Origin of the sequence: Blastomonas sp. AAP25 (genome assembly GCF_001295965.1) — a bacterium.
Taxonomy (GTDB): Bacteria; Pseudomonadota; Alphaproteobacteria; order Sphingomonadales; family Sphingomonadaceae; genus Blastomonas; species Blastomonas fulva.
The window spans coordinates 330,144-346,219 of sequence record NZ_LJHP01000005.1; the positions used below are offsets into that span (position 1 = coordinate 330,144).

The 16,076-nt window shown below is 64.5% G+C and carries 15 protein-coding genes and 1 pseudogene; 5 read left to right on the forward strand and 11 right to left on the reverse strand.

All coding sequences use genetic code 11. The annotated features are described in order from the left end of the window. Positions 1 to 4: 4 nt before the first annotated feature. The 10 genes from eda to IP68_RS06330 all read right to left on the reverse strand — a co-directional run bounded on the left by eda (position 5) and on the right by IP68_RS06330 (position 10,261). Positions 5 to 625 carry a bifunctional 4-hydroxy-2-oxoglutarate aldolase/2-dehydro-3-deoxy-phosphogluconate aldolase gene (eda, locus tag IP68_RS06285; protein WP_054134104.1) on the reverse strand — a complete coding sequence of 207 codons (621 nt, stop codon included), beginning with the start codon at positions 623 to 625 and terminating at the stop codon, positions 5 to 7. Beyond that, positions 622 to 1,590 (reverse strand): glucokinase, encoded by a 969-nt coding sequence (locus tag IP68_RS06290; RefSeq protein ID WP_054134105.1) that lies wholly within the window; start codon positions 1,588 to 1,590, stop codon positions 622 to 624. The genes eda and IP68_RS06290 overlap by 4 nt, the downstream gene beginning before the upstream one ends. A 128-nt stretch (positions 1,591 to 1,718) precedes the next feature. Next, entirely contained in the window at positions 1,719 to 3,545 is a 1,827-nt protein-coding gene (gene edd / locus IP68_RS06295; RefSeq protein ID WP_054134106.1) for a phosphogluconate dehydratase, read from the reverse strand. A gap of 37 nt (positions 3,546 to 3,582) precedes the next feature. Further along, positions 3,583 to 4,287 carry a 6-phosphogluconolactonase gene (gene pgl, locus IP68_RS06300; RefSeq protein ID WP_054134107.1) on the reverse strand — a complete coding sequence of 235 codons (705 nt, stop codon included), beginning with the start codon at positions 4,285 to 4,287 and terminating at the stop codon, positions 3,583 to 3,585. Then, complete coding sequence (gene zwf / locus IP68_RS06305; RefSeq protein WP_054134108.1) at positions 4,280 to 5,728, reverse strand: glucose-6-phosphate dehydrogenase; 1,449 nt, start codon at positions 5,726 to 5,728, stop codon at positions 4,280 to 4,282. The genes pgl and zwf overlap by 8 nt, the downstream gene beginning before the upstream one ends. A 172-nt stretch (positions 5,729 to 5,900) precedes the next feature. After that, the gene (locus tag IP68_RS06310) at positions 5,901 to 6,752 is read right to left on the reverse strand and encodes a S1/P1 nuclease (protein ID WP_054134109.1); all 852 of its coding nucleotides are present in this window, start codon (positions 6,750 to 6,752) and stop codon (positions 5,901 to 5,903) included. Next, complete coding sequence (locus tag IP68_RS06315; RefSeq protein ID WP_054134110.1) at positions 6,749 to 7,156, reverse strand: DUF3052 family protein; 408 nt, start codon at positions 7,154 to 7,156, stop codon at positions 6,749 to 6,751. Before IP68_RS06315 ends, IP68_RS06310 begins: the two co-directional genes overlap by 4 nt. 156 nt (positions 7,157 to 7,312) lie before the next feature. Next, the gene (gene purL, locus IP68_RS06320) at positions 7,313 to 9,538 is read right to left on the reverse strand and encodes a phosphoribosylformylglycinamidine synthase subunit PurL (RefSeq protein WP_054134111.1); all 2,226 of its coding nucleotides are present in this window, start codon (positions 9,536 to 9,538) and stop codon (positions 7,313 to 7,315) included. A gap of 46 nt (positions 9,539 to 9,584) precedes the next feature. Then, positions 9,585 to 10,007, reverse strand: coding sequence for a type II toxin-antitoxin system VapC family toxin (locus tag IP68_RS06325; RefSeq protein WP_054134112.1), 423 nt, complete (start codon positions 10,005 to 10,007; stop codon positions 9,585 to 9,587). After that, positions 10,007 to 10,261, reverse strand: coding sequence for a type II toxin-antitoxin system Phd/YefM family antitoxin (locus IP68_RS06330; protein WP_054134113.1), 255 nt, complete (start codon positions 10,259 to 10,261; stop codon positions 10,007 to 10,009). The genes IP68_RS06325 and IP68_RS06330 overlap by 1 nt, the downstream gene beginning before the upstream one ends. A 98-nt stretch (positions 10,262 to 10,359) precedes the next feature. On the opposite strand from IP68_RS06330, the gene IP68_RS06335 reads away from it, so the two are divergent. From IP68_RS06335 to queA, 5 genes and pseudogenes are all read left to right on the forward strand, one after another. Then, complete coding sequence (locus IP68_RS06335) at positions 10,360 to 10,608, forward strand: exodeoxyribonuclease VII small subunit (protein ID WP_054134114.1); 249 nt, start codon at positions 10,360 to 10,362, stop codon at positions 10,606 to 10,608. A gap of 63 nt (positions 10,609 to 10,671) precedes the next feature. Then, positions 10,672 to 11,577 (forward strand): polyprenyl synthetase family protein, encoded by a 906-nt coding sequence (locus IP68_RS06340; protein ID WP_117351304.1) that lies wholly within the window; start codon positions 10,672 to 10,674, stop codon positions 11,575 to 11,577. A gap of 34 nt (positions 11,578 to 11,611) precedes the next feature. Beyond that, positions 11,612 to 12,112, forward strand: a complete 501-nt coding sequence (gene coaD, locus IP68_RS06345) for a pantetheine-phosphate adenylyltransferase (RefSeq protein WP_054134116.1) — start codon at positions 11,612 to 11,614, stop codon at positions 12,110 to 12,112. 470 nt (positions 12,113 to 12,582) lie between these two features. After that, positions 12,583 to 13,206, forward strand: a pseudogene (locus IP68_RS20595) (peptidylprolyl isomerase); the annotation flags it as partial. A gap of 75 nt (positions 13,207 to 13,281) precedes the next feature. Further along, positions 13,282 to 14,313: a tRNA preQ1(34) S-adenosylmethionine ribosyltransferase-isomerase QueA gene (gene queA / locus IP68_RS06355; RefSeq protein WP_054134117.1), complete on the forward strand. Its 1,032-nt coding sequence runs from the start codon at positions 13,282 to 13,284 to the stop codon at positions 14,311 to 14,313. A gap of 70 nt (positions 14,314 to 14,383) precedes the next feature. Here the strand turns inward: queA and IP68_RS06360 are convergent, their stop codons facing one another. Then, positions 14,384 to 16,054: an MFS transporter gene (locus IP68_RS06360; RefSeq protein WP_054134351.1), complete on the reverse strand. Its 1,671-nt coding sequence runs from the start codon at positions 16,052 to 16,054 to the stop codon at positions 14,384 to 14,386. Between the last annotated feature and the right edge of the window lie 22 nt (positions 16,055 to 16,076).

Genomic DNA, 16,076 nt, shown 5'->3' on the forward strand with positions numbered 1-16,076 from the left:
TAATTTAGGCGAGCGCGTGCGCGGCAGAGGCATTGCGCTGGATCGCCGAGGCATCCAGCGGGCCCGCCGGAATCATCCAGCTGCCGCCAACGCACAGCACCGGATCGAGCGCGAGCCAGTTGCCCGCAGTCTCCAGAGTCACGCCGCCGGTGGGGCAGAACTTGCACTGACCGAAGGGTGCGCTCAGCGCCTTCAATGCGGGGATGCCGCCTGCCGCCATCGCCGGGAAGAACTTAAAATGGGTGAGCCCCATGTCGAGTCCGCGCATGATGTCGCCGGCATTGGCGGTGCCGGGAAGGAACGGGATTCCGCTGTCGATCGCCGCCTTGCCGAGCCTGTCGGTGAGGCCCGGCGAAACGATGAACTCAGAACCGGCCTTGAGCGCGGCATCGAGCGTGGCGGGATCGATGACCGTGCCCGCGCCGACGATGGCGCCTTCGACCTGCTTCATCAGGCTGATCGCTTCGAGCGCGGCGGGAGTGCGAAGCGTGACTTCGAGCACCTTGAGACCGCCTGCGACCAAAGCTTGCGCCATCGGTACCGCATCGGCGACGTCGTTGATCACGATCACCGGGATAACCGGCGCAGTCCGCATGATGGTCTCGATAGTGCGGTCTGCGGTCATGCGGGGTTCTCCTGGGTAAAGGCAGCGGCGGCGCCGAACAGGCCGGGCTGGGGATGGTCGATCAGCTTGACCGGGATCGTCTCCATCAGCCGCTGGAAGCGGCCTTTGGCGAGAAAACGCTCCTCGAAGCCCGATTGCGGCAGGCGCGACGCGATCCGTTGACCAAGCCCGCCGGCGATTACCACTGCGCCCGCGCCCTGCGCCAGCGCAAAATCACCCGCCGCAGCGCCAAGGCTGAGGCAGAAGCGGTCGAACGCGGCGGCTCCGAGGCTGTCCTCGCCCGAGAGCGCCAGCTGCCACAGCACCTTGTCTTCCATGCTGACGACGGCGCGGCCCTCGATGCTGGCCAATGTCTCGTAGATCGCGGCCAGGCCGGGGCCCGAGCATACGCGTTCCACCGATACGCGGCGGTGCTGGCGGCGCAGGCGGGTGAGGATGGCGTCTTCGGTGGTGTCGAGCGGGGAATAATCGATATGCCCGCCCTCGGTCTCGATCGCGCGATAGCCATCGGGCCCGCGCACGACATAGGCGACACCCAGCCCGGTGCCGGGGCCGATGACGGTGATGACGCCGGTTTCGGGCAGGTCACCTTCCGGCCCGCACAGGTGCGAGAAACTGGCGGCATCGCAGTGCTGCACGGCATGCGCGACCGCGCCGAAATCATTGACCAGAGTGTAGGAATCGACGTGCAGCTTTTCGCAGATCAGCGCCGGGCGGATGACCCAGGGGTTGTTGGTCATCTTGAGCACGTCGCCGCGGATCGGGGTGGCGAGCGCAATCGCTGCGGCACGCGGCAGCGTTTCCCCGATCGCTTCCCCAAATGCCTCCCACGCGGTCTGCAGGCTGGCGTATTCCGCGCATTTGAGCGTTACAGGCTCGCCCAGATGGGTGACGCGGCCATCCTCGATGGTCGCGAGCGCAAAGCGTGCATGGGTGCCGCCGATATCGGCTGTAACGATCTGCATGGCTTAGCGTCCTGATACCAACCGGGTCGTCATCCCCGCGAACGCGGGGATACCGCTTCTCTGCGCCACGGTTGCTACAAAGCGGGATTCCCGCGTTCGCGGGAATGACGGAAGTGCGCGAACCATCATCACAATCCCGCCATCGCCAGCATCGCGGACGCGCCGGCTTCGGCGTTGTCGCTGGTGGCACGCATCATCGCGAACAGTTCGCGGCCAGTGCCCATCGGCTGGGCGGGCTGGGTGGCGGTGGGGCGCGATTCCCAGTCGGAGTTGTCGACCATCACGCTGATCGTGCCCGCAACCGCATCCAGCCTGACCACATCACCATCCCTGATCCGCGCGAGCGGGCCGCCGTCGCAGGCCTCGGGCCACAGATGGATTGCCGCAGGCACCTTGCCCGAAGCGCCCGACATGCGGCCATCGGTGACCAAGGCCACCTTGTACCCGCGATCCTGGAGCACCCCCAGCGACGGGGTAAGCTTGTGCAGCTCGGGCATGCCGTTGGCGCGCGGGCCCTGGAAACGGACGACCACCACCACGTCATGGTCGAGCTCACCCGCCTTGAATGCCGCGATCACGGCGTCCTGATCGTCGAAGACCCGTGCGGGCGCCTCGATCACCCACCGCGCCGGATCCACCGCACTGGTCTTGACGATGCCACGCCCCAGATTGCCCTCGACCAGCCGCATCCCGCCATCGGCCTGGAACGCGGTTGCGACCGGGCGCAGCATGCTGTCGTCGCGCGACACTTCGGGCGCGGGGGCGAACGCCAGCGTACCGGCATCGTCGAGCACCGGCTCCACTGCATAATCGAGCAGGGTGCCGCCAGCGACGGTCATGATGTCGGTGTGCAGCAGCCCGTTGGCCGCCAGCTCGCGGATGATGAAGCCGATGCCGCCGGCGGCATGGAAATGGTTCACGTCGCCCGATCCGTTGGGATAGACCCGCGAAAGCAAGGGAATGATCGCAGACAGCTCGCTCAGATCATGCCAGTCGATATGGATGCCTGCGGCGCGCGCCATCGCGGGCAGGTGGATCGCGTGGTTGGTCGAGCCGCCGGTGGCGAGCAGGCCGATGCAGGCGTTGATGATCGCCTTTTCGTCGACACAGTGGCCGAACGGGCGGTAATCCTCGCCGTTCCAGCCGATCTCGGCGACACGGTGGGTCGCGGCGCGGGTCAGTTCCTGCCGCAGCTTGGTGCCGGGGTTGATGAAGGCGGATGCGGGGATATGCAGGCCCATCATCTCCATCATCATCTGGTTGGAATTGGCGGTGCCATAGAAGGTGCAGGTGCCCGCGCCATGATAGCTTGCAGCTTCTGCCTCAAGCAGTTCCTCGCGCCCGACCTTGCCCTCGGCATAGAGCTGGCGGACGCGCTGCTTTTCCTTGTTGGCGAGGCCCGAGGGCATCGGGCCTGCAGGCACCAGGATCGTCGGGATATGGCCAAACCGCGCCGCGGCGATGAACAGCCCGGGGACGATCTTGTCGCAGATTCCCAGCAACAGCGCGCCTTCGAACATGCCGTGGCTCATCGCAATCGCGCTGCCCATGGCGATGTTGTCGCGGCTGAACAGCGACAGCTCCATGCCGAGCTGGCCCTGGGTCACGCCGTCGCACATTGCAGGGACCCCGCCAGCGACCTGCGCTGTTGCCCCCACTTCGCGGGCGAATATCTTGATCTGCTCGGGGTAGCGGCCATAGGGCTGATGCGCCGAGAGCATGTCGTTGTACGCGGTGACGATGCCGATGTTCATCGCCTTGCCCGATCGGATCGCGGGCTTGTCCTCGCCCGATGCGGCAAAGCCGTGCGCCAGGTTGCCGCACGACAGGGTCGGCCGGTGCACGCCCTTGTCGCGTTCGCGCGCGATGAAATCGAGATACGCCTGACGCCTGGGCCTCGAGCGTTCGATGATCCGCTGGGTGATCCGTTCAAGCTCGGGGTGGAGGGTGGTCATGGCATTCTCGTTTCAATGGATGTCGGGGCGGGGGGGCTCAGCCAGCCCAGTGGATGTCGACCGGCAGCTCGACCGCAGCGAGCACCTTGCCGATCGGATAGGCCGAAGACTCGCCCTGCTTGATCGCGGTTTCGAGCACCTTCTTCTTGTCCTTGCCGGTGACCGCGACCATCAGCGCGCGCGCAGAGGCGATAGCGGGAAGCGACAGGGTGACGCGTGCCACCGGTGCATCCTTGGGTAGCGGATCTGGCATAACGCCCAAAGCGCGGCGGTCGGCGGGCGCGGTCAGCGCCTCTTCCAGATCGGGTCCGGGGAAGATCGATGCGGTGTGTCCGTCCGCGCCCATTCCCAGCAGGCACAGATCCAGCGGCCAGTGGAAATCGGCGAGCCGGGCATTGGCGGCGTTGCCGCACGCCTTGTAGTCGCTGGCGGCTTCGCTGATGATCGGGATCACGCGCGCGCCCTTGGGCAGGAAGGTCTTGGCGAGCATCGTCACGTTCGACAGAGCATCGCCCATCGGCACGATGCGGTCATCGGTGGGGATGATGGTGACCTTCTTCCAGTTAAGCTTGGCCTCGGCAAGCTTGGCATAGGCGGCCAGCGGCGTGCTGCCGCCGGCGAGCGCGATCACCGCGCTGCCGCGCGCATCGATCGCGCTTTCGATGATGAAGCCGATGTCGCCAGCCAGCGCGCCCGCCATTTCGGCGGCATCGTCATATTCCCACCATTCAATCTCAGTCATTCCAGCTTACTCCGTCGCGTTCGGTCAGCGCGATGGCCGCACTCGGCCCCCAGCTGCCCGAACCATAATTTTTGGGTTCGATGGCGTTGTCCGCCCAGGTCTTGCGGATGGCATCCACCCAGCGCCACTGTGCTTCCACCTCGTCGCGGCGGACGAACAGCGTCGGCTCGCCGTCGATGAGGTCAAGCAGCAAACGCTCATAGGCGATGCGGCGTTGCGACTTGGAGAAGGCATCGGTCAGCGACAGGTCGAGCGGCACCTCGCGCAGGGTAAGCCCGCCCCGGTCAAGTCCCGGCTCCTTGGCCATCACCAGCAGCCGGACATATTCCTCGGGCTGCAGCCGGATCACCAGCCGGTTGGCCGACAGCTTGCCGCCGCGCTGCGCGAAGATGTTGTGCGGTACCGGCTTGAACTGGATGACGATCTCGCTGCGCCGTTCGGACAGCCTTTTGCCGGTGCGCAGATAGAACGGCACGCCCTGCCAGCGCCAGTTGTCGACATGCGCCTTGATCGCCACGAACGTTTCAGTGCCCGAGGGCTTGCCCAGATCGTCGGCATAGGAATGCACCGATTTGCCACCCACCGCGCCTTCGCCATATTGGCCGCGCACCGTCTCGTTGGGCGCCACCGGACGCAGCGAGCGCAGAACCTTGACCTTCTCGTCGCGGATCGAGGTCGCGTCGAACTCGGCAGGGGGCTCCATCGCGATCAGCGCGAGCAATTGCAGCATGTGGTTCTGGACCATGTCGCGCAGCGCGCCGGTGTCGTCGTAAAAGCCGTGACGGCCCTCAAGCCCAACGGTTTCCGAGACGGTGATCTGGATATGCTCGATGCCGTTGGCGTTCCACAGCGGCTCGAACATCATGTTGGCAAAGCGCAGCGCCATCAGGTTCTGCACGGTTTCCTTGCCAAGATAATGGTCGATCCGGAAGGTGCGGCTTTCGGGGAAGGCGTCGGCGACCGCATCGTTGATCGCGCAGGACGAGGCCAGATCGTTACCCAAAGGCTTTTCGAGCCCGATGCGCACCATCTCGCCCGCCAGCCCCGCGGATTTCAGCCCCTGGATCGTCGGCTTGAACAGGAACGGCGCGGTCGAGAGGAAGATCGACATGCCGCCCGAAATGTCGCCGAGGCGCTCTGCAAGTGCGGCGAAGCCTTCGACCGTCGAGGCATCGAGCGGCTGGTAGCTGATCCGCTCGAGAAAGCTGGCGATCAGCGCATCGTCCTTGCGCGGTTCGGGCAGAAATTCGCTCAGCGCTTCGCCAACCATATCGCGAAACGCGGCATCATCCAGCGCGCTGCGCGCGGTGCCCATGATCTTGAGATCGGGTGCAATCAGGCCGTCGGCGTGGAGCACGAACAGCGAGGGCAGCAGCATCCGCTTGGACAGATCGCCCGTCGCGCCGAAGAGCAGCAACGTCCGGGATTGCGCATTGGCCATCAGTTTTCCCTATCCATCAGTCTTGGCGGCTGCCTTGCGGGCCCGTGTTAAGGATGGCCTGCCTGCCTGTCCACCGCTGTTGCGGATGTATAGCTATGCAATCCAATGCAAACGATTGCAAGACTTGTCGTCGGGCGGCTGCCGCTAGGGTTTTGGGTGCAAAATCATCGTGTCAGGCCAGCGCGCGCTCCAGCGCATCGGCCAGTCTCAGCCCGGCGCGCAGAACCTGCTGGCGCACGACGGGAACGAGCGTTTCGATGTCGCCGTCGTCATGCCGGGCGCGCTCGCCGGGCTTGAGCGCCGGGCCGCAGGCCGGGCCGTGCTGCGCGGTGGGGTAGGCTATATCGCGTGCGATGCTCCAGCTTTCGAGCGCCCAGTCCTCGACCGTCCCGGTGAGATAGGGGCTACGTTCGGCGGCGGCATAGCGCCGCACCATCGGTTCGCCTTGCGTGATCGCGCGTTCGGCGATCGGCGTGTCCCACAGCCGGTGCAGGTTCATCCGACCCTGGACGATTCCATAGGCCGCGCTCACCCGGTTGCCGCCAAGGTCACCGCGGTCGCCGCCGTGCATCGGCTGGTGCATGTCACCCATCGTGTGGACCAGCCACGCCAGCGCCTCGAGCCGGACATGCGCGGGCAGGCGTTTGTCGGCGAGCAGCTTTTCATTGCGCGCCACCTGCGCCCCGACGCAGTTGCCGTTGGCGCAATTCGCCTTGATGTCGAACGGCTTGCAGATGTCCATGTTGATATAGTGCCACGGCGCGGTGTAGCCCCAGCGCAGATCGTCGCGCCGGACGCAGTCCGCCCAGACGCTGGCATCGCCGATGTTGCGCAGCGGGCAATCCGGCGTCGCCAGCAGCTTTTCGGCACGGAACAGCGCATTCATTCGCGCCTTTGCCTTGGGCGAGATGTTGGCCTCGGCGATCTGGGCGATCGTGCGGTGGCCATAGTCGCCCCAGGCCAGAGCGGGGGTGGGCAGGGCGAGCAGCAGCGCCAGCCATGCCGCAAAAACGCGCATCGTCATCTCAATTCCTTGCGGATCATCAGTTTGAGGCCGGACCAGATGGTGTCGACCGCACACACCTTCACATCGACCAGCCCGATCGGCAGCGCGATCTCGCGAATGGTGTCCTCTGTAATGTCGGTGGGCACCTTGGAGGCCTTTTTGGGCCAGCTGACCCAGATGAAGCCATCGCGGTCCATCGCGGCCATCAGGACTGGCAGCTCGCGCTCCAGCACCGCGCGCTCGGTGGTGAAAAGATGTGCGGCAGCAAAACCCTCATCAGGGGAGGCGACGGGCACAATACCTTCGACCTCAGCGTCAATCTCGGTCCGTACGGCTTGAGGCATGGCATCGAACCACACCGGCATGCCCGATTTCAGTCCCAGTTTGCGCGCTAAAGGCGTGCCGGAATACCCTGTCGTCATGAACGCCAACCTTTTTGCCATGAGCTGACGCTAACCAAAGCGCATGCGTCCCTCGACTTCGCTCAGGAAAAACGGACCGGGAGTACAAGCTTACCGAAAATCCCTCGCTAACCTCTCCGCGCTCCCGAGCGACATGAAGGGGCGCTCGCGCGAACCTTAGCCTTCCATCCAGTCCTTGAAGAACGCGTGATTGGCATCGCGCAGGTCGGCGATGGCGACGCTGTTGCCCTTGCCAAACGCAATGGCATCGCCGCCGGTCGTGCCGATCACGGCAGCGTTTACGCCTGCTACCTTCGCCGCCGCCAGCACCGCGTCGGCATTGCCTGCGGTGACGACATAGCGCGCCTGGCCTTCGCCGAACCAGAACCCTGCGCCGCCTTCGGCGTTAAGCATCGCGCCGATGTCCGATGCCAGCGCCATTTCGGCCACCGCGACGCCCAGGCCGCCGTCCGAGCAGTCGTGCACCGCACTGACCGTACCGCTGGCAATCAACCCGGCGATGACACCGCCCGCCGTCAGCTCTGCCTGCAGATCGACCTGCGGCGGAGCACCTTCGCGGCGGCCATGGAGCACGTCGAGCCACAGCGATTGGCCGAGTTCATGCGTTTCGCTGCCGCCGATGAGGATGATCGCCTCATCCGCTGCCTTGAACGCCAGCGTGGTCATCGTCGCCAGATCGTCGATCAGGCCGATTGCGCCGATCGCAGGCGTCGGCAGGATGGCGCGGGCGATGCCGTCGGGGCCGGTGGTCTCGTTGTAGAGGCTGACATTGCCGCTGACGATCGGCATGTCGAGCGCCTGGCAGGCCTTGCCCATGCCCTCGATGCAGCCGACGAACTGGCCCATGATCTCGGGCCGCTCGGGGTTGCCGAAGTTCATGCAGTCGGTGGTCGCCAGCGGGCGCGCGCCGGTGCTGACAAGGTTGCGATAGCATTCTGCGATCGCCTGCTTGCCGCCCTCGAACGGATCGGCAAAGCAATAGCGCGGGGTGCAATCGGTGGTGATCGCAAGGCCACGGTTGGTACCGTGGATGCGGACCACGCCGGCATCGCCACCGGGGATCTGCACCGTGTCGGCCATCACCATGTGATCGTACTGCTGCCAGATCCAGCTGCGGCTGGCGAGCGCAGGAGACGCCATCAGCGCGGTCAGGTCTGCGGCCAGATCGTCGCTCTTGGGCACGTTGGTGAGCGCCTTGGGCGGGGCGGTCGTGACATAGGGCCGGTTATAGGCAGGCGCATCGTCGGCGAGCGGGCCGAGCGGAATGTCGCACACCGTTTCGCCCTTGTGCTTGAGCACCATGTGTCCGGTCTCGGTGACATGGCCGATCACCGCGAAATCAAGCTCCCATTTGCGGAAGATCGCCTGCGCAAAATCCTCGCGGCCGGGCTTGAGCACCATCAGCATGCGCTCCTGCGATTCCGACAGCATCATCTCGTACGCGGTCATGTTGGTTTCGCGCTGCGGCACGTTGTCGAGGATCAGCTCTATGCCGACGCCGCCCTTGCTCGCCATTTCTACGCTGGAAGAGGTGAGGCCCGCTGCGCCCATGTCCTGGATCGCGACGATCGCGTCCGATGCCATCAGCTCGAGGCAGGCCTCGATCAGCAGCTTTTCGGTGAACGGATCGCCGACCTGCACGGTGGGGCGCTTTTCCTCGCTGTCCTCGCCGAACTCTGCCGAGGCCATGGTCGCGCCGTGGATGCCGTCGCGGCCGGTCTTGGATCCGACATAGACGATCGAATTGCCCGCGCCCGAGGCTGCCGAGTAGAAGATCTTGTCCTGCTCGGCGATGCCCACGGCCATCGCGTTGACCAGGATGTTGCCATCATAGGCCGGGTCGAAATTGGTTTCGCCGCCCACGGTGGGGACGCCGACGCAGTTGCCGTAGCCGCCGATACCTGCAACCACGCCCTGCACCAGATGCTTCATCTTGGGGTGATCGGGCCGCCCGAAGCGCAACGCGTTCATCAGCGCTACGGGCCGTGCGCCCATGGTGAACACATCGCGCAGGATGCCGCCCACACCGGTCGCAGCACCCTGATAGGGCTCGATATAGCTGGGGTGGTTGTGGCTCTCCATCTTGAAGATCGCCGCGAGTGGCTTGCCGTCCGCGCCGGGGCCGATATCGACCACGCCCGCATTCTCGCCGGGTCCGCAGATCACCTGCGGTCCGGTGGTGGGCAGGGTCTTGAGATGCACCCGCGAGCTCTTGTAGCTGCAGTGCTCGGACCACATCACCGAGAAGATGCCGAGCTCGACCAGATTGGGCTCACGCCCGAGCGCTGCCAATATGCGCTGATATTCGTCCGGCTTGAGGCCATGTTCGGCGACGATCTGCGGGGTGATGGTTGCCACGGGTGCTGTCTGGGTCTCGCTCATGGCCCCGCGCTTTACGCGGCTCAGCGCGATCGGGGAAGGGGGCAAATCAGGGGATTGTGGCGGGGATGTCGAAGTGTTGGGCTGCGACGAATTGAACACGGTCAAAAGTCGCGAGGGAGAGATTTAGTCGTGAGGCGATCGCGAGATGGAGCGCATCCGGACCACGCAAATTCAAATGCCAAAAAGCGCAGAACTCTGCAGCATCGTGAAAGTCACGGTCTGTAAGCGGCAGTGCCATGAGCATGTTCTGCAGCATGTCTCCGAGCATGGCTCTGGCCCTGTCCGCGTCCGTTTCGGCGATTGAATGCGTTCTGAGCTTCAACGACAACGCGCTGGCAAATTCCACCAAGGTCCACTTGCTGATGGCAACTGGACCAGTCTCAGGCCTGTAAAGCCAAGTCAGGACATCCTCGCTTCGGGGTTCGCGACACAGCAGCGCAACCAGCACAAACGTGTCGAGATACTGCATCAATAGCGGTCTGTGTCGCGCATATGCCGGATGAACTCGCCAGCATCCTGTTGCTGCATGGGCATTTCCGCCAGATGCCGTCGAAGAGCCTCGATATCAACGCGCCCCTTGGGTGTATAAACCGGCGGCTCTGCCGGCACCAGCTTCGCGACCAGCTTTCCGTCGCGCAGGATGTCGATCGTTTCGCCAGCCTCTGCCCGGTCGACCAGCTCGCTCAAGCTCTTTTCGGCGTCGGTCAGGTTGAAGCCGTCCATCGGAAACTCCTTGCCTTGCGGTGCTTTCAAATTACCAGAACGCCCTGTGGGCAGCAACCGCCTTGACCGGGCGCGGGCCACAGGTCAAAGCTGTGCCGATGAGTGAAACTGCAGCCATTTCCGCCGATCTGTCTTTCGAAGAAGCCCTCAAGGAGCTGGAGGTTATTGTCCGCCAGCTCGAATCGGGGGATGTCCCGCTCGATGCATCGATCAGCCTTTACGAGCGCGGCGATCAGCTGCGCAGCCATTGCCAGAAGCGGCTCGACGTGGCGCAGGCGCGGATCGAGAAGATCCGCGTCGGGTCCGATGGTCAGGCGGCAGGGACCGTTCCGTTCGATGCGGACTGATGGCACAACGACAATGATTCAGGGTCAAACCGGCGACATGACCGGGGCAGGGGATTGACGACGATGACCACCGCGATAGGCGATGCTGCGCTTGCCGATGCCTTCCGCCAGATATCGAACGATGTCGATGCGTGCTTCGATGCGCTGCTGGTTGTGCCCGATGATCCGCGCGCGGTTCTGTACGAAGCGATGCGTCATGCGGCGATCGGCGGGGGCAAGCGGGTGCGCCCGCTGCTGCTGACTGCAACTGCGGGCATGTTCAATGTTGATCGTTCCCTGTCGGTGCGGGTGGCCTGCGCGGTCGAGGCGATCCATGTCTATTCGCTGATCCATGACGATCTGCCCTGCATGGACGACGACGACATGCGCCGCGGCAAGCCGACGGTGCACAAGGCCTTCAACGATGCGGTGGCGGTGCTGGCGGGCGATTCGCTGCACGCGCTGGCGTTCGAGATCCTCGCCGGCAGCCAGTCGCATCCCGACCCGTTCATCCGTGCAGAACTCATCATGACTTTGGCCGAGGCGAGCGGCCCCAACGGCATGGCGGGCGGCCAGATGATGGATCTCGAGGCGGAAAAGGCCAAGTTCGACCTGCCGACCGTCACCAAGCTGCAGCGGCTTAAGACGGGCGCGCTGATCGCGGCGTCGGTCGAGATGGGCGCGATCCTGGCCAATGTGCCCGCCGAGGGGCGCACGGCCCTGCGCGCCTATGCCCGCGACATCGGCCTTGCCTTCCAGATCGCCGACGACATCATGGACGAGGTCGGCGACGAGGCGCTGGCGGGCAAGGCGCTGCACAAGGATGCCGCCGCGGGCAAGGAGACTTTCCTGTCGCTTTTGGGTCTGGAGCGTGCGCGCGAGCAGGCCTTCTTCCTGGTCGATCAGGCGATCGGCCATCTCGCCAGCCATGGCCGCGAGGCCGATCTTCTGCGCGCGCTGGCGCGCTATATCGTCGAACGCGACAATTGACCGCACAAGCGGCGCGAAAAGGGGAAGCAGCATCATGCGCGTAGGCGTTTATCCGGGGACCTTCGATCCCATCACCCTGGGGCACATGGATATCCTGCGGCGTGGAGCCAAGCTGGTCGACCGGCTGGTGGTGGGGGTTACCACCAACCCGTCGAAGAACCCGATGTTCAGCGTCGAAGAGCGCATGGCGATGGTCCGCCGTGAAACCGCCGATATGGGCGATGCCATCCATGTCGTCTCGTTCAACTCGCTGCTGATGGACTTTGCCGAACGGGAAGGCGCGAGCATGATCGTGCGCGGGCTGCGCGCGGTTGCTGATTTCGAATATGAATACCAGATGGCGGGGATGAACCAGCAGCTCAACCACCGCATCGAGACGGTGTTCCTGATGGCGGACGTATCGCTCCAGCCCATTGCGTCGCGGCTGGTCAAGGAAATCGCCAGCTATGGCGGGCAGATCAACCGCTTCGTCACCGATGCGGTGCGGGTCGATGTCGAAAAGCGCGTACGCGAAATCGGCCTCAAGGGTGACTGACCGCACAGCGCTGCGCGTCGCCCAAGTTCATTCATGACACGCTCAGATGCTTTGGCTATAGCCATGCCCGAAACGGGACGGGGCCAAGCCTGCCGTCCCGCCTGAATGGAACAGGAATGTCCGGTTATATGCCCAATATCTTGAAATCGCTTGCTGCCCTGTCGTTCATCCCGATGCTGCTCGCCCCCATCACTGCCCAGGCGCAGGACTCCACGCCGACCGGCCAGTCCCAGCTTGAGGCTGACAGGGCAGCCGGCCTCGCCGCTCGCGAAGTCGAAAAGGAAGCGGCGAAGGTTCGCAAGCAACAGGAGGAGGAGGCCGAGAAGGCAGCCAAGGAAGCGCAGAAGGAAGAGGACAAGGCGGCCAAGGCTGCCGAAAAGGAAGCGCGCAAGGCCGCGAAGGCCGAAGCCGAGGCGTCTGAAGACAAGGACAAGCAAGCGCGCAAAGCCGCCCGCAATGCCGAAAAGGACGCGCAGGATAAGCGCGACAATAACGCCGCCGAAGCCTCGGTGCTTGCAGCGCCGCTGGTCGCCACGCCCGACAAGGCCGACCCCGACAACATCCTGTTTCTCGACCTGTCGACCGGCGGCCGGGTGACGATCCAGCTGTATCCCGAAATCGCGCCCAACCATGTCGAGCGGATCAAGACGCTGACCCGTCAGGGCTTCTACAACGGCATCGTGTTCCACCGCGTGATCGATGGCTTCATGGCGCAGACCGGCGACCCAACAGGCACCGGCACCGGCGGATCGGATCTTCCCGATGTCGCTGCGGAATTCAACAAGTTCCCGCATCTTCGCGGCAGCGTCTCGATGGCGCGCGCGCAGGACCCGAACAGCGCCAACAGCCAGTTCTTTATCGTCTTCTATCCGCGCTTCTCGCTCGACAACAGCTACACCAATTTCGGCCGGGTGATTGCGGGCATGGAGCATGTCGATTCCATCCCGCGTGGCGAGCCGCCCGCGACACCGGCGCGCATCCTGCAGGCCTCGCTCAAGTCGCAGAACCTGCCAGAGCCCAATTATGCCGCTGCCGGCCAGCCTGCCGATCGCGCGATCTCAGTCGACGACCTGAACGCGCCGATCACCAACTGATCCGACCGGGCCCCATTGCAATCGATCGTTATTCCCGCGAAAGCGGGGTGACGATCAGGCTAGGCACAGGGCACCATGCGCGTTGACGATTTCGATTTCGAACTTCCCCCCGAACGCATAGCGCTGCGCCCCGTGCGCCCGCGCGATGCGGCAAAGATGCTGTGCGTGTACGGCAGCGCGATGCGCGATGCGCAGGTCCGCGACCTGCCCGGATTGCTGAACCCCGGCGATTGCCTGGTGTTCAACGACACCCGTGTCATCCCGGCGCAGCTGGAAGGCGTGAAGCTGGGCGGGCAGGCGCGGATCGGCGCGACGCTGCACAAGCGGATCGACCTGCGGCGCTGGCAGGCCTTTGTCCGCAACTCGCGGCGGCTGCGGCTGGGCGATGTCATCGATTTCGGCGCGGATGTCTTCGCCACGGTCGAGGCGCGCGGCGCAGACGGGTCGATCACGCTGGCGTTTGAGGGGACCGAGCCGGTCGAGCTGCTGCTCGAACGCGCGGGTACGATGCCGCTGCCGCCCTATATCGCTGCCAAGCGCGACATCGACGAGGCCGACCGCGAGGACTATCAGACCCGCTTTGCCAGGGAAGACGGCGCTGTCGCTGCGCCCACGGCCTCGCTGCATTTCACCGACGAGCTGATGGCTGCGCTCGCCGCGGCGGGGATCGAACATGCCATGCTGACGCTGCATGTCGGCGCGGGCACCTTTCTTCCGGTCAAGGCCGACGACACCAACGACCACCAGATGCACGCCGAATGGGGCCGCATCGATTCTGCTACTGCCGATCGTCTGAACGCGGTGCGCGCGCGCGGCAACCGGGTGATCGCGGTGGGCACCACGGTACTGCGGCTGATCGAAAGCGCCGCGCGCGAGGATGGCGTGATCGTCCCGTTCGAGGGCGATACGGCGATCTTCATCACCCCCGGCTACCGTTTCAGAGGAATCGACGGGCTGATGACCAACTTCCACCTGCCGCGCTCGACGCTGTTCATGCTGGTCTCGGCACTGATGGGGCTGGATGTTATGCGTGCGGCCTATGCGCATGCCATCGCGCATGACTATCGCTTCTATTCCTATGGCGATTCCTCGCTGCTGCTGCCCTGATCCCGAATGCAAAAGCGCCCCGCCGGTGAGGGCGGGGCGCTGATGAGACAGGGCGATTCGCGCTGTTTGATCAGTCGTCGATGTTGCGGCGGAAGGTCTCGGGCAAGAACAGCAGCCCGATGACCACCGTCGCTGCGGCGATCACCACCGGGTACCACAGGCCGTAATAGATGTTGCCGGTGGCAGCGACCATCGCGAACGCGGTGGTGGGCAGGAAGCCGCCGAACCAGCCGTTGCCGATGTGATAGGGCAGCGACATCGAGGTGTAGCGGATGCGGCTGGGGAAAAGCTCCACCAGCATCGCGGCGATCGGCCCGTAGACCATGGTCACCAGCATCGCCAACGCCCACAGGATGGCGACGACCGCCACCTTGTCGATCCGGGCATTGTCGGCCTTTTCGGGATAGCCCGCCGCGATCAGTTCCGCCTTCAGATCGTCCTGGAACGTCTTGATCGCGGCCTTCTTCGCTTCGGGGGTCATCCCGGCAGGGGCAGGCGCGGTGAACACCGCACGGCCGATGCTGACCGTGGCCGGCTTGCCCGGGGTTGCCTCGACATTGGCATAGCTGACCCCGGCCTTGGCGAGATAGGTCTTGGCGATATCGCAGCTCGAGGTATCGAAGGTGTTCTTGCCGATCGGATCGAACTGGAACGAGCACTCCTCTTGATGTGCGGCGATGGTGACCGGGGCAGCGGCCTGGGCTTCGGCGAGCGCCGGGTTGGCGGCCTGGGTGAGCGCACCGAACAGCGGGAAGTAGGTCATCGCCGCCAGCGCGCAGCCGCCCAGGATGATCGGCTTGCGGCCGATCTTGTCGGACAGCCAGCCGAAGAACACGAAGAACGGCGTGGCGAGGGCAAGCGCGATGGCGATCAGGATATTGGCTGTCGCGCCATCGACGCGCAGGGTCTTTTCGAGGAAGAACAATGCGTAGAACTGCCCGGCATACCAGACCACCGCCTGGCCCATCACCGCACCCAGCAGCGCAATGATCACCCAGCGCAGATTGCCCCATTTGGCGAAGGCTTCGGTGAGCGGCGCCTTGGAGGTCGTGCCCTCGTCCTTCATCTTCTGGAAGACCGGGCTTTCGTTGAGCTGCATGCGGATCCACATCGAGATGCCGAGCAGCACGATCGAGATCAGGAACGGCAGGCGCCATCCCCAGGCGGCGAACGCCTCTTCACCCAGTGCGAAGCGGAAGCCGATGACCACCAGCAGCGCCGCGAACAGCCCGAAGGTCGCCGTGGTCTGAATCCAGCTGGTGTAGAGCCCGCGCTTGCCCTCAGGCGCATGCTCGGCGACATAGGTGGCAGCGCCGCCATATTCGCCGCCCAGCGCCAGTCCCTGGGCAAGCCTGAGCGCGACCAGAATGATCGGCGCGGCCACGCCGATCGAGGCGTAGCTGGGAAGCAGCCCAACCGCGAAGGTCGACAGCCCCATGATCCCCATGGTCACCAGAAAGGTATTCTTGCGCCCGACCAGATCGCCGATCCGCCCGAAGACCAGCGCGCCGAAGGGGCGGACCGCAAAGCCCGCGGCAAAGGCGGCGAGTGCGAAGATGAACCCGGTGGTCTCGTTGACGCCGGAGAAGAACTGCACCGAGATATAGGTCGCCAGCAGGCCGTACAGGTAGAAATCATACCATTCAAATACCGTGCCCAGGGACGAAGCGGCGATGACCATCTTCTCCCCCTGTGTCGCCTTGTGATGCTTTGGTAGCGCATCCTGTGGAACCGTAGCCATCATCCCCACTCCTTTTTGGTGT